Source organism: Pedobacter sp. AC402, assembly GCF_979252805.1.
In genome coordinates this window covers 200451-215108 of sequence record NZ_CEEDAI010000001.1, presented here as the reverse complement: position 1 = coordinate 215108, position 14658 = coordinate 200451, and the positions used below count along the sequence as shown (strand labels likewise).

Below are 14658 nucleotides of genomic sequence, written 5' to 3'. Positions count from 1 at the left end.
ACTAATGAAAGGAAAGCCCCTTTAGGGGTTTGGGGTTAAAAATGATATCAAATACAATAGATCAGGAAATAAAAAAGGCCATGTTGGCCAAAAACAGTGCACAGTTACGAGGTTTAAGGGCCATCAAGGCAGCCTTACTTTTGGCTAAAACCGAAAAAGGTTCTACTGAAGAAATTACAGAAGAAACTGAGCTTAAAATACTTCAGAAATTAATTAAACAACGTCGCGAATCTGCTGATATTTATAAACAACAAAACCGCGAAGATTTGTACCAGGTAGAGGAAGAAGAAATTGAAGTAATCAACCAGTTTTTACCTAAGCAATTGGATAGGGCAGAGGTTGCTGCAATTATTGAGGCCGTAATCAAACAATCTGGTGCCACATCGGTTAAAGATATGGGTAAGGTAATGGGCATGGCGAACAAAGAACTTGCTGGTAAAGCTGATGGAAAACTAATTGCCGAAATTGTTAAAGAAAAACTGGCCTAAGCAAGGTAAAAGTAGGAGCGCAGAAAGGTTAGCGGCAATTTATTGCCATCAACATAGTGCTCTGCGCAATGCAAATAGTGTTTTTATACCGTTTTCAGTTTTATTTCAGAAAAATGGCTTAGAAATGCATAAATTTAATTTTACTCTACTAACTTAGTAGCACAATACCATCTAGAATATATATGACTTACCCGATAATAGAAGAAGACGGATTTAAATACATCGAAGCTGGAACAGGCGAGACACTGGTATTGCTGCATGGCCTAATGGGCGAACTAAGCAATTGGGAACTGGTTATTGAGCAGTTTAAAGATCGCTACCGTGTAATTATCCCGATTTTACCCATTTACGATCTGCCTATTTTAACATTGGGGGTAAAAGCACTTTCACGATACCTTCACCGCTTTTTAAAGTTTAAAAATTTAAATCAGGTTGTGCTTGTTGGTAACTCACTTGGTGGGCATGTTGGGCTTGTATTTACGGTTGCACACCAGGAGTTTGTTAAGGCTTTAGTGTTAACTGGTAGCTCGGGTTTGTATGAAAATGCGTTTGGCGGTTCTTTTCCACGTAGAGAGAGTTACGATTATATAAAAGAAAAAGTTGAATTTACTTTTTACGATCCTGCAACAGCTACAAAAGAGCTGGTTGATGATGTATTTAAAACCGTTAACGACAGATCGAGGGTTATCAGGATTTTAACCATGGCCAAATCGGCAATACGCCACAACATGGGAAAAGAATTATCCAAAATTACAATCCCTGTTTCGCTTATCTGGGGGAAAAATGATAAAGTTACTCCACCAGAAGTGGCAGAAGAATTTCACCAGTTATTGCCTAATTCTGAATTAAACTGGGTAGATAAATGCGGACATGCACCTATGATGGAACATCCCGCAGTATTTAACGCGTATTTAGAGAAATTTTTAGATAGAATATTGTTAAAATAATGTTTGCTGCAGAAATCATATCAGATGCAATTCCATCATTAAGAACCGATGACACGGTGCAAAAGGCTTTAGATCGCATGAACGATTTTAAAGTTAAACATTTGCCTGTTGTTAACGAAGTTACTTTGCTGGGTTTAGTTTCTGAAGATGATCTGTTAAATATTGCCAATCACGATACCCTTTTAAACGATGCTGCGGTAAGTATGTTAAATGTATTTGTGCTGAATAATGCACATACGTACGATGTAATCAGATTATTGAGCCAGCTTAAATTAACTACTGTACCCGTATTGGATCAGCAGAAAAACTACCTCGGCCTAATTTCCATCAACAACATGGTAAATGCCGTTGCCGAACAATATGCTGTTAATGAGCCTGGCGGAATTATTGTACTGGAAATTAGCAACCGCGATAACTCTCTGGCACATATTGCGCAGATTGTAGAAGCCGATAATGCACAGGTACTTTCTTCTTATGTGAACGCTTTCGAAGATTCTACACGTTTAGAAGTTACATTAAAAGTAAATAAAACCGAAATTACTTCATTGGTAGCTTCTTTTGAAAGATATGATTATCTGGTAAAAGAAGTATACAATAACACACAGATTGATGATGGATCGCAGGAGCGTTACGATTCTTTCATGAACTATTTAAATGTATAAACCTACTTTATGAGGATTGCAATTTACGGTAGAGATTTTAATGATACGGTTTTACCATACGTTCAAGAGGTTTTTAATCATCTGGCCGAGCACAATATTCAACCTGTTTTATATTCAAAATTTAAAACTTCGCTTCATGGCAAGATAAAACTGCCTGCCAACACCATTATTTTTCATAACCATGCCGAATTAAAAGAGCGTGCCGATGTATTATTGAGTTTAGGTGGTGATGGAACTTTGTTGGATACTCTATCTTTAATCCGCAATTCGGGCATACCTGTAATCGGAATTAATTTTGGCCGCCTGGGCTTTTTGGCCAGCATCAATAAAAATGAGATCGGATCAGCTTTGCATGCCTTAATTAATGAGGAGTATACCTTAGATAGTCGATCATTGCTCATTTTAGAATCTGATAACGGCCTGTTTGGTGAAGAAAACTTCGCGCTCAATGATATTACCATCCATCGCCGTGATAATTCGGCGATGATGATTATACATGCCTCGATGAATGGTGAGTTTATTAACTCCTACTGGGCTGATGGATTAATTATTGCTACACCAACAGGTTCTACCGCTTACTCATTAAGCTGCGGTGGTCCTATTATTTATCCCGATTCTGAAAATTTTGTAATCACACCAATCGCCCCACATAACCTAAATGTTAGGCCAGTGGTGGTATCCGATGGTAATAAACTCTCTTTTGAAGTGGAGGCAAGGGAATCAAAATTTCTGGTTTCTTGCGATAGCCGTACAGTAACCGTAGAGCGATCGGTAAAAATCAGTATAAAAAAAGCAGATTTTTGTGTTAATCTTATCCGCCTTAACAATGAAACTTACTTAAACACGTTAAGGAATAAATTATTATGGGGCATTGATACCCGTAACTACTAAGTATGACGCCAAACAAACTCCTCTTAATTGTACTATTCTTCATTTTTGGTAAACAGATTTCGTTTGCCCAGGAGGGTACTTGGGAACTTGGTTTGATGGGTGGAGTTGCAGGTTACATGGGCGATCTTAACCAGAATAACCCTTTGCAGATTAGTGGTCTTTCAGGAGGAGCTTATGTAAAGCGGAACTTTAATCAGTATTTGGGTGTTCGTTTAAATTATACTTACGGCCAGGTTAAGGCTGATGATTCTTATTCCAGCAATGAGCAATTTCGGGAAAGAAATTTACGTTTTAAAACAATGCTGAACGAATTTAGCGGCTTGATTGATTTTAATTTTTTTAATTTCAGGATTGGCGGCGGAACCCGACAGTTTACCCCATATTTATTTACAGGTGCTGGCCTGGTAATTTTTAAGCCCACAGTAAAAATCGACGGCGAAAGGTACAGGTTAGACCAACTGGCAACCGAAGGTCAGGAAAATGGATACCCAAATGCTGTTTTAACCATTCCATATGGTTTAGGGCTAAGGTATAATTACAAAGATACCTGGAGTGTGTTTACCGAAATTGGTTATAGAACACCACTTACCGATTATATTGATGATGTAAGCGGTCGGTATCCGGTTAACCCTGCATTTGTAGGAAATGGGCAAAATCAGGTTAATTTATCAGATCCTTCACGCTATCAAATCGGTGAGCCGGGAACACAAAGAGGCGATTTTCGAAAAAGGGACACTTATCTATTTGTTAGTGTTGGCATATCTTTTACCTTTGTATCCTCAAAATGCTATTCCTTTTAAGCTGATTTTGACATAATTAATGGGATTTAAAGAACAAATAGACTATAGCCGCCTGCCAAAGCACATTGCCGTTATCATGGATGGCAACGGAAGATGGGCAAAAGGCCAGGGTAAAGTGAGGGTTTTCGGCCATGAACAAGGTGTACTTTCGGTAAAAGACATTGTAGAGGGTTGCGTAGAAGTGGGTATTGAATACTTAACATTGTACGCATTTTCTACCGAAAACTGGAATCGGCCAAAAGAAGAAGTAGACGCATTGATGCAAATTCTTATTTCTACCATCAATAAAGAAACGGAAACACTTAATAAAAATAATATAAAGCTTAATGCGATTGGCAATATTGCATCCTTACCTCAAGAGTGTATCGATGATTTAAAGGAAGCCATGGCAAAAACAGCCCACAATGAAAAATGTACTTTAACTCTTGCGTTGAGTTATAGTGCAAAGTGGGAAATTTTAGAGGCTGCAAAAAAAATTGCCTCGGCTGTTAAAGATAATATCATATCGTTGGATGACATTGATGAAGACCTGTTTTCATCAAAATTAACAACAGTAAATATTCCCGATCCGGAACTGATGATCAGAACAAGTGGAGAGCACCGAATCAGCAATTACTTGCTTTGGCAAATGGCTTATACGGAGTTTTATTTTACTGATGTTTTGTGGCCGGATTTCAGACGGGAAGATCTTTTCGAGGCTATTGTAGACTATCAAAAACGCGAACGCCGTTTTGGTAAAATTAGCGAACAATTAAACTAATTTTTCTTTTAACACTTTTTAACAAGCGTTTAAACTAACTTAGCACCACTTTTATACGATAAATGAAACCATAATAAGGGAAACAGAATAAAGAAAATTTTGCTTTATAAAACATTGTTACCTTCGTGGCCATTACTGAACAAATTATTTTAATGAAAAGAATATTTCAAGTTTTAATTCTACTAGTTTTAGCCGCTCCGGCCTTCGCTCAAATACGTCCACAAGGTCAGGCACCGGCAACCCCTTCTTTAAAGGTTGGTGGCTTAGATCTCGATTATTTTAGTCCAAAAGAATATATCATTGGTGGTACAACAGTAACAGGAACCCAATATTTAGATAAAGAAGTATTAATTACACTATCTAAATTAACCAAAGGCGACAAAATTGTACTTCCTGGTGAGGCAACTTCTGATGCAATTAAAACGCTTTGGGCACAGGGATTGTTTGATGATGTTAAACTTAATATCGAAAAGTTTGTTGGTGATTCAGTTTATTTTGAAATTGAAGTAGCAGAACGTCCGCGTTTAAGCTCAATTGATTTAAAAGGTATCCGTAAATCTGAAAAAACAGCCATTCAGGAAAAATTGAATGATAAAACAGGTAAAATCGTAAATGATAACTTATACAATACCACTTCGGCCATTGTAAAAAAATATTTGTTGGATAAAGGTTTCTTCTTCACGCAGATCGATTATAAAACACGTAAAGATCCAAATGCGGAAAACAGTGTGGTTTTAGAAGCCAATATCAATAAAGGTCATCGTGTTAAAGTTCAGCACATTGATTTTACCGGCAACAAAGATTTTAAATCAGCAAAACTCAGAAAATACTTAAAAAGTCCTAAACAGTTTGCATGGTGGCGTTTTTGGGGTTCAGGAAAATTTGCGAAAGAAAAATACGAAGAAAACAAAGTAAAAATGATTGCCAAAATGCACGAAAAAGGCTATCGTGATGCGGAGTTATTAAAAGATACCATCTACCAGTACAATAAGAAAAAAGTTAACATTAGAATGGACCTTTACGAAGGCAAGAAATATTATTTCGGTAATATTACCTGGGCCGGTAATGCGATCTACCCTGACAGTATTTTGAAAAAAGTATTGACCATTGAAAAAGGTGATGTTTTTAGTGAAGAAAAATTAAACAAAAAGTTAAATGGCGGCGGCGAAAACGGTGGCGACATTAACAGTATGTATACCGATAACGGATACTTAACTTTTAACATCGATCCGGTGCAAACCAAAATTTACGGTGATACAGTTGATGTGGAATTACGGATGTACGAAGGACCTCAGTATACAAATAACCGAATTACCTTAAAAGGAAATACCATTACAAATGATAAAGTTGTATTGCGTGAGATCCGTACTAAACCTGGACAAAAATTTAACAAAAGTGATTTAATCCGTACCATCCGTGAAATTGGTCAGTTAGGTAACTTTGATGAATCTAAAACAGTGCCAACTCCTCGTCCTAATCCGGCAGATGGTACAGTGGATATTGAATATGCAGTAGAAGAAAAACCTTCAGATCAGATTGAGCTATCAGGTGGTTTCGGTGGTGGCCGTATCATTGGTACATTAGGCTTAACCTTCAACAACTTTTCACTACGTAACCTGTTCAACTTAAAAGCTTATAAACCACTACCAAAAGGAGATGGACAAAAATTAAGCTTACGTGGACAAACGAATGGTAAATACTACCAATCATATAGTTTCTCTTTCTCACAACCTTGGTTTGGCGGCGAGAAACCGGTAAGTTTAGGTGTGAGTGCATTTACCTCACTACAATCTAATGGTTTAAGCAATGGAGATGCTTTATTTCAGAAAATCCGTTTAAATGGTGTAACGGTTAGTTTAGGAAGAAGATTGAACTGGCCAGACAATTATTTTCAGTTAAGCCATGCATTTAGTGTGCAACAATATATATTAAATAATTATACAGGGTATTTATTCAAAACAGGTACATCATATAATATCAGTCTATCGCAAGAAATCAGTCGCGATTCAAGAGATTCGCCTATTTTTCCTAAATCAGGATCATTTTTACGTTTTACCATTCAGGCAACACCTCCATTTTCATTGTTAAACAAAACAAACTATGCTACGGCATCTGATAAAGAAAAATACCGTTTTACAGAGTATCATAAATGGAAATTCGATTCGCAATGGTATCAGCGCGTAGCTGGAAATCTTGTAATTAAAGCACAGGCACAGTTTGGGTTCTTAGGACAATATAACAAAGCAGTGGGTCAATCAGCATTTGAGCGTTTTAAACTGGGTGGTGATGGTATGCAGGGATTCGATTTCTTACAAGGTTCGGAGTTAATTGCAATGCGTGGTTATGCTAATAATACAGTTATTCCAAATGGTTCTGATCCAAATGTTGCACAACAATCTGGTAGTCCGATTTATACAAAATACGTATTAGAGGCACGTTATCCGGTAATTGCTAGTCAGCAAGCTACGGCATTTGTTTTAGCATTTGCAGAGGCAGGTAATACCTGGAATAGATTTGGTGATTTTAATCCTTTCAATGTGAGGAGATCAGTTGGTGTAGGTGCACGTATCTTTTTACCAATATTTGGTTTATTAGGTATCGATTATGGACATGCATTTGATAGAATTCCTGGAATAGCTGATGGTGGTAAACAAAACTTCACCTTTAGTATCGCACAACAATTAGGTGGATTTTAATTGTTAAAGAACAAAAATTTAATTAATTATGCAATAAATCATCGCAAGATGAGTTTAAAGAAAGCTTAGGTTATTAAAGTATCATTAACACACACACAATGAAAAAGTATCTTTTTATCGCATTTCTACTTTGCACTTCTTTCGGTGCCTTTGCACAGAAGTTTGCTTATGTAGACACGGAGTATATTTTGAAACATTTGCCAGAATATAAGTCGGCATTGAGTCAGTTGGATGTTGCCTCAAAACAATGGCAGCAGCAGGTTGATCAGAATTTTTCTGAAATCGACAGGATGTACAAGGCTTATCAGGCAGATCAGGTTTTACTAACAGATGATATGCGCAAACGCCGTGAAAATGAAATTATTGAAAAGGAAAAACAAGCTAAAGAATTTCAGCGTTCGAAATTTGGTCCTGATGGCGATCTTTTCCAAAGCAGAACAAAATTAATCAAACCTATTCAGGATAAAGTAGCTGAGGCAATTAAACAAATTGCAAAATCTAAATACTTAGATTTTATTTTCGATAAGAGCAGCGAAGCCACCATGATGATTTATGCAAGCAGCAGTTACGATGTTAGTAATGATGTAATTGTAAAATTAGGTTACAAGCCAGGGACTGTAAATAATTAGTATATTCGCCCCTGATTTTTAGAAAAAACAATTAGAAAAAAATAAAAAAGTAAAATAGAACGATGAGAAAGTTAATTAACGTATTCTTTGTAGCAGCAGGTTTATTGTTTACAGCGAATATGGCAAGTGCACAACAAAAATTGGGTCACATTAATTCTGAAGAGGTATTCGCAAATTTACCAGAGGCTAAAGCAGCTCAAACAACTTTAGAGACCTTAGGTAAACAAAAACAAGCTGATATTGATGCAATGATCAAAGAATATCAGGGAAAATTGGCAGCAGCTCAAACCAAAGAAAAAACTTTGAGCGAAGCCAACAAAGAATCAGTAGGAAAAGAATTGCAAGTTGCTGGTCAAGAATTACAGGATTTAGAAAAACGTATCACTGATGCCCGTACTAAAGCTTCACAAGATATAGGTACTAAACAAGGTGAATTGTTTCAACCAATCCAGGCTAAAGTTGCAACTGCAATTTCGGCTGTAGCTAAAGAAAAAGGATTAGCTTACGTTTTCGATATCGCAAACGGACAAGGTGGTAACAATTTAGTTTTCTGGGATGGTGGTGATGATATTACTGCTTCAGTAAAAACTAAATTAGGCATTACTGCAACTGCTGCAAAACCAGCTGCTCCTAAAAAGTAGTCTTGAGTTCGGAGTCGCGATTCTCCTTAACAGTACAAGATATAAAGCGGAATTAAGTTTAACTTAGTTCCGCTTTTTTTGTTTTTAGGATTTTCGTCATGCTGATTTTATTTCAGCATCTTTAATGCCTGGCTTTACTGTTAGTAAGATCCTGAAACAAGTTCAGGAAGACGAACATTTTAACGATTTTACTTTTCAATATTTATCAATAACTTCCCAACACAATGCGTACATCCCCAATAGGTATTTTCGATTCAGGTTATGGTGGGTTAACCGTATTCCGTTCTATAGCAGATAAACTGCCCGATTATAATTATATCTACCTGGGCGATAATGCGCGTTCGCCTTATGGTGATCATTCTTTTGATACCATTTATAAATATACTTTAGAATGTGTTGAATGGCTCTTTGCGAAAGGTTGTCATTTAGTTATCCTTGCTTGTAACACCGCTTCTGCCAAGGCCCTACGCACGATACAGCAAAAAGATCTTCCGGCAAAATATCCGGATAGGAGAGTCTTGGGTGTGATTAGGCCTACTGCAGAAGTTATAAACGGATATACCAGTACCAAACAAGTTGGTGTAATGGGAACAAGAGGAACGGTGAATTCTCAATCCTATCTTTTAGAAATTAATAAGTTTTTTCCCGAAATTGAGGTCTATCAGCAAAGCTGCCCGATGTGGGTGCCTTTGATTGAAAATAACGAACATTTACAACCAGGGGCAGACTTCTTTATTAATGAATATTGCAGTCAGTTACTTAGTCAATCCGAAGATATCGATTGTGTATTATTGGCCTGTACACATTATCCTTTGTTAATGCCAAAACTGAAAAAAGTATTTCCCGATCATATCAACGTTCTAACACAAGGTGAAATTGTAGCTAAGAGTTTGGTCGATTATTTGGAAAGACATCCTGAAATCGAACAAAAACTAGCTAAACAAGGAGAAAGACAATTTTATACCAGTGGTGATCCTGCTGCTTTTGATGAACACGCTTCGATTTTTTTTGGAGAAGCACTAAAATCGGGTAAAATGTAGTGCAGTTAATCGGTAAATTCCCTATATGCGTCCTGCTGAACTTGTTTCAGCATCTATTTTGCTTATTTCCATCGGCTAACTGTTCTTCTGATCTGCATCCTTCTAAACTTTTATCTTTATCTATTTTGTTAAATGTCCCTGCTAAATGCTATCCTAAGTACGTCCTGCTGAACTTGTTTTAGCATGTATTTTGATTACTTCCATCGGCTAACTGTTCTTCTGATCCGCATCCATCTAAACTTTTATCTGTATCTATTTTGTTAAATGTCCCTGCCAAATGTTAACCTAAGTACGTCCTGCTGAACTTGTTTCAGCATCTATTTTTCTAGATTAAATTACTAATCCAAATCCTGTTTAACTGGTTATTAAGTCAATATGCTTTAACATTAGTGTCAATTTTACACTAACTATGCGCTTTATTTATTAATATTATAATAATGATGCGCGATATTAAGTTACAAACGCAACTTAGCCTACAATTAAGGCATCTGTCAGTTTAAACTCATCATCTTAAAAGAAAGCATTTTTGTTTAGGTTGTAATGGTTTAAAAGGATAACTTTGCGGCTTCAAACCCACACAATGAGTGATCAGATAAAACACGAATGCGGAATCGCTTTTATTCGCCTGTTAAAACCACTTTCTTACTACCAGCAAAAGTACGGTACAGCACTTTACGGCCTTAACAAATTATACCTTTTAATGGAGAAACAGCATAACCGGGGCCAGGATGGCGCGGGTATTGCCACCATTAAACTGGATATGAAACCCGGCAGTAGGTACATTAGCCGATACCGGAGCATGGCATCTAATGCGGTAGCTGATATCTTCGAATATGTGCAGAACAAATTTGTCGATATCCAAGAAAATACCCCTGAATTAATGCAGGATACAGAATGGCTCAAAAACAACGTAAGCTTTATAGGCGAGGTGTTAATGGGCCATTTGCGTTATGGTACACATGGTAAAAACAGCATCGAAAATTGCCACCCTTTTTTAAGGCAAAACAACTGGATGACACGTAACCTGGTTATTGCAGGTAACTTCAACATGACGAATGTTGATGAATTATTGGAGCAATTGTACGAGCTAGGACAGCACCCGAAAGAAAAAGCAGATACTGTAACCGTATTGGAAAAAATCGGTCACTTTTTGGATGATGAAAATCAGGAGCTTTTCGATCAGTATAAAAAAGAAGGGCATGATAATGTTGCGATCACACATAAAATATCTGATAATTTAGATATTGCTAACATTCTTCGCCGCTCAGCCAAAACATGGGATGGAGGTTATTCGATCTGTGGTATGGTGGGTAATGGCGATTCGTTTATCATGCGCGATCCGGCAGGTATCCGTCCGGCATATTATTATTATGATGATGAGATTGTTGTAGCGGCTTCAGAAAGGCCAGCATTACAAACTGCATTTAATATTCAGTTTAAAGATGTTAAGGAAATCGATCCAGGGCATGCTTTAATTATTAAGAAAAACGGCGAGGTGAGCATGGAGCAGTTCCGGGAGCCTACCGAAAGATTATCTTGTTCGTTTGAGCGCATCTATTTCTCTAAAGGAAGTGATGTTGAAATTTACCGCGAACGTAAACAGCTGGGCCGTTTGTTGAGTGATAAAATTCTTCAGGCTGTTAATTACGATTTAAAAAATACGGTATTCTCATTTATTCCAAATACGGCAGAAGTTGCCTTTTTCGGAATGGTTGATGGTGTACAACGTTATGTGCGCAATCATCAAAAAGAAACGTTATTACATAGAAAAGCACAATTAACTGATGAGCAGTTAGACGATTTATTGTCGCTTGCACCACGGGTTGAAAAACTTGCAGTTAAAGATGTTAAACTGAGAACATTTATTACCCAGGATGCTGACCGTAGTGAAATGGTAGCTCACGTTTATGATACTACTTATGGCATCATCAACAACCATCAGGATACTTTAGTGGCTTTAGATGATTCTATAGTTCGTGGTACTACGCTTAAGCAAAGTATCATTAAAATTGTAGACCGTTTACACCCTAAAAAGATTATTATTGTTTCTTCGGCACCTCAAATTCGTTACCCTGATTGTTATGGTATTGATATGAGTAGAATGGGTCAATTTGTGGCTTTCGATGCAGCTATTCAGTTGCTTACCGAACGTGGCATGTGGCAGGTTATCGAAGATGTTTACACCAAATGTAAAGCTTCGTTACTTTTACCCAAAGAAGAAATTGTAAACCACGTTAAAGATATTTACAAACCCTTTACACCTGAAGAAATTTCAGCAAAAATTGCACAGATTATTACGCCTAAAGGTACCGTAGCAGAAGTTGAGGTGATTTACCAGAGCTTGGAAAATTTACATGAGGCTTGTCCGAAAAACAAAGGTGACTGGTATTTCTCAGGGAATTATCCTACTCCAGGTGGTAATAAAGTAGTAAACAAAGCTTTCGTTAACTGGAAAGAAGGAAATAACCAAAGAGCTTACTAAGGGATTCCCTAAAAAGCACTTAGATCACAAATAGCTCATATTTATATGGGCTATTTTTTTTTTTTACCACTGAGAACAACGAGTTTGCACAGAGGAAAGAAGAATTCCGAGCCACTATTTAGCGCTATGAGCACGAAGACACAAATTGCAGTCCTTCGACTCCGCTCAAAGTAACCATCAAAAAAGGTAACAATCTTTTCCTACCTAAACCTGACATTAGCGGAAAGCCCGGAGGTAAATTCTTCATTTGCCGAGGACTTGTAGCATTGGCAGGACTAACGATAATAGTGGTACTGCACTTGCTTTTCTAAAAATATTAGACCACCTAAATCTTATAGGCAGATCCAAGCTGAGAACGCAATATATTATGCGTAAAACTTTAAATAAGTTTTAATAATTAACCAGAAGGCAAAGAAGATAATAACCACACCGGCAATTTTGTTCAATTTTTTTAATGCGTCTTCTTTGATTTTATAACGGAGTTTACTAGAGTAGAAACTCTTTGCGCCATCAATACTAAGTTGTGTGGCCATGGCAATAAAAAAGCATACCAATTTCTCGTTAAGCATGTTATTCAGCTTAACTGAGATAATTCCACTTACAATTATCCAAAACATTAAGGTAGAAGGAGTAAGGATGCACATCAGAAATCCTTTAATCACATACCCGCGTTTGCTTACCTTTTGCAGGGTAGAGCTGTCGTAATTTACAGTAATTTTAGAAACGAGGTAATAAATGCCTACTGCTAACAAAAAAAGGCCCCCAATGGTGCCCACATATTTATCAAATTCGGCTTGATAATCCAGAAACTGGCTTCCAAAAAGCACAAGTGCGATGAGGATTATATCACTGATAATCACGCCAACGGCTAAAGAAAATCCAGCTTTGAAGCCTCTCTCTATGCTGGTTTTGATCATTGCAAAAAATACCGGCCCTGTTAAAAACGACGAAATAATCCCTGCTCCTATTCCTAGTAATATGGCTTCAAACATGCATTGTATTGTTTATAATATGCGAATATGCAATTTTATACCTAAACATATAACATTTATTTTTGTTGCACGGGTTGCATAAAATTTACTGGTTTTCATTTTTTTTTATTTATGTTTAGAGCCACTAAAACTAGATTTAAAAAATGAGTTCAGAACAAACACAAACCAAATGGGGGCAATTTATTCCTTTGGTCACGGTATTCTTTTTCTGGGGCTTTGTGGCCGCCAGTAACGATATTTTAATACCGGTATTTAAAAAAGCTTTTGATTTATCCCAAGCAGAAAGCCAATTGGTATCGTTGGCATTTTATATTGCCTATACCGTGGGTGCTTTAATTTACAACGGTATTTCTGTACTTATCGGGCAGGATATTGTAAATAAACTTGGCTATAAAAATTCGCTTGCGCTTGGCTTGGTTATTTCTGCACTTGGAACATTATTGTTTTATCCGGCAGCAAATCTGCATTCGTTTCCTTTAATGCTTTCGGGCTTGTTTATTGTGGCACTGGGTTTCTCTTTACAACAAACGGTGGCCAATCCATTGGCAATTGCATTAGGGCCGATTACTACGGGTTCGCAACGTTTAACTTTGGCTGGCGGTATTAATAATTTTGGTACTACTATCGGGCCGCTTATTGTAAGTTTTGCCATTTTCGGTTCTGCTGCCAATGCTACAACCAATATAAGTATAGAAAGTGTTAAAATTCCTTACCTGATTTTAGGGGTTGCGTTTATTGCAGTTGCTATTTTCTTAAAAATGTCGTCGTTACCTGATAAACCTGCATTAGTAGAAGCGTCAGTTGATGATACTAAATCGATTAAGGGGTCAGCGTTGAAATATCCACAGTTGGTTTTAGGTATGATTGCCATCTTCGTTTACGTTGGTGTTGAAGTTTCTACTGCCAGTAACTTACCTGCTTACATGGAGAAAGATTTAGGCTTTGCGATTAAAGATATTGCTCCATATATCTCTTTATATTGGGCAAGCATGATGATTGGCCGTTGGACCGGTGCTGTTGAAGCCTTTACCGATAACATCAGTACGCAAAAAGTGTTGCGTTTTATTGCACCATACCTGGCTTTTGGTATTTTCTTAGCGGTTAACGCCATTGCAAAACATGATCTTGCACCATTTTATGTGTACGGTTTAATTATTTTAGTGTTAATTGGTGCCGATATGGCCAGTAAAGGCAATCCGGCGAGAATGTTATTAATTTTCTCTGCTATTGGGATTACTGCTTTATTAATCGGGATGTTTACCACTGGGATGACAAGTGTTTATGCAATTACCAGTGTAGGTTTGTTTTGCAGCACCTTATGGCCTTGTATTTTTACTTTAGCCGTAAGCGGATTAGGCAAACATACCAGTCAGGGTAGTAGTTTTCTAATTATGATGATTATGGGCGGTGGTATTATCAGCTGGGCACAGGGTGCTGTATCTGAATTTACAGGAATCCAATACAGTTATGTTGTGGGTATAATTTGTTTCTCTTACCTGGCTTTTTATGCCTGGAAAGTAAGTGGTATTTTAAGATCACAGGGAATATCTTTCGATAAGAAACTTTCTGGCGGACATTAATTTATAATAAACTAATTTTGCAGCCACAGCGATTCACTTGCTGTGGCTTT

13 protein-coding genes are annotated in these 14658 nt (G+C 37.2%); 12 read left to right on the top strand and 1 reads right to left on the bottom strand.

Annotated elements, in window-relative coordinates:
• The first annotated feature begins 41 nt into the window (after nt 1-41).
• The 11 genes from AC0IWE_RS00920 (at nt 42) to AC0IWE_RS00870 (ending at nt 12036) form a co-directional block, all read left to right on the top strand.
• A complete protein-coding gene (locus AC0IWE_RS00920; protein ID WP_471791557.1) occupies nt 42-488 on the top strand; it encodes a GatB/YqeY domain-containing protein in 447 nt (148 codons plus the stop codon).
• A 182-nt stretch (nt 489-670) separates the two neighbouring features.
• On the top strand, nt 671-1435 hold the full coding sequence (locus AC0IWE_RS00915) for an alpha/beta fold hydrolase (RefSeq protein ID WP_055912324.1): 765 nt from the start codon (nt 671-673) through the stop codon (nt 1433-1435).
• On the top strand, nt 1435-2097 hold the full coding sequence (locus AC0IWE_RS00910; protein ID WP_471791556.1) for a CBS domain-containing protein: 663 nt from the start codon (nt 1435-1437) through the stop codon (nt 2095-2097). Before AC0IWE_RS00915 ends, AC0IWE_RS00910 begins: the two co-directional genes overlap by 1 nt.
• Nucleotides 2098-2106: 9 nt before the next feature.
• Nucleotides 2107-2988, top strand: coding sequence for an NAD kinase (locus tag AC0IWE_RS00905; protein ID WP_055912320.1), 882 nt, complete (start codon nt 2107-2109; stop codon nt 2986-2988).
• 2 nt (nt 2989-2990) lie between these two features.
• Nucleotides 2991-3788 carry a type IX secretion system protein PorG gene (gene porG, locus AC0IWE_RS00900; protein WP_463496502.1) on the top strand — a complete coding sequence of 266 codons (798 nt, stop codon included), beginning with the start codon at nt 2991-2993 and terminating at the stop codon, nt 3786-3788.
• 19 nt (nt 3789-3807) lie between these two features.
• Nucleotides 3808-4548: an isoprenyl transferase gene (locus AC0IWE_RS00895; RefSeq protein ID WP_055912316.1), complete on the top strand. Its 741-nt coding sequence runs from the start codon at nt 3808-3810 to the stop codon at nt 4546-4548.
• Between the two features lie 152 nt (nt 4549-4700).
• Nucleotides 4701-7244 carry an outer membrane protein assembly factor BamA gene (gene bamA, locus AC0IWE_RS00890; protein ID WP_471791555.1) on the top strand — a complete coding sequence of 848 codons (2544 nt, stop codon included), beginning with the start codon at nt 4701-4703 and terminating at the stop codon, nt 7242-7244.
• Between the two features lie 98 nt (nt 7245-7342).
• Nucleotides 7343-7873, top strand: coding sequence for an OmpH/Skp family outer membrane protein (locus tag AC0IWE_RS00885; protein WP_055912314.1), 531 nt, complete (start codon nt 7343-7345; stop codon nt 7871-7873).
• Between the two features lie 62 nt (nt 7874-7935).
• Nucleotides 7936-8514: an OmpH/Skp family outer membrane protein gene (locus tag AC0IWE_RS00880; protein WP_055912311.1), complete on the top strand. Its 579-nt coding sequence runs from the start codon at nt 7936-7938 to the stop codon at nt 8512-8514.
• A 224-nt stretch (nt 8515-8738) separates the two neighbouring features.
• Nucleotides 8739-9554, top strand: a complete 816-nt coding sequence (murI, locus tag AC0IWE_RS00875; RefSeq protein WP_471791554.1) for a glutamate racemase — start codon at nt 8739-8741, stop codon at nt 9552-9554.
• A 580-nt stretch (nt 9555-10134) separates the two neighbouring features.
• Complete coding sequence (locus AC0IWE_RS00870; protein WP_471791553.1) at nt 10135-12036, top strand: amidophosphoribosyltransferase; 1902 nt, start codon at nt 10135-10137, stop codon at nt 12034-12036.
• A gap of 365 nt (nt 12037-12401) precedes the next feature.
• On the opposite strand, the gene AC0IWE_RS00865 is transcribed toward AC0IWE_RS00870, so the two are convergent.
• Nucleotides 12402-13028 (bottom strand): LysE family translocator, encoded by a 627-nt coding sequence (locus tag AC0IWE_RS00865; RefSeq protein WP_055912305.1) that lies wholly within the window; start codon nt 13026-13028, stop codon nt 12402-12404.
• Nucleotides 13029-13171: 143 nt separating this feature from the next.
• Between AC0IWE_RS00865 and AC0IWE_RS00860 the strand changes: the two genes are divergently transcribed.
• Complete coding sequence (locus tag AC0IWE_RS00860; protein ID WP_055912303.1) at nt 13172-14608, top strand: MFS transporter; 1437 nt, start codon at nt 13172-13174, stop codon at nt 14606-14608.
• The last annotated feature ends 50 nt before the right edge of the window (nt 14609-14658 follow it).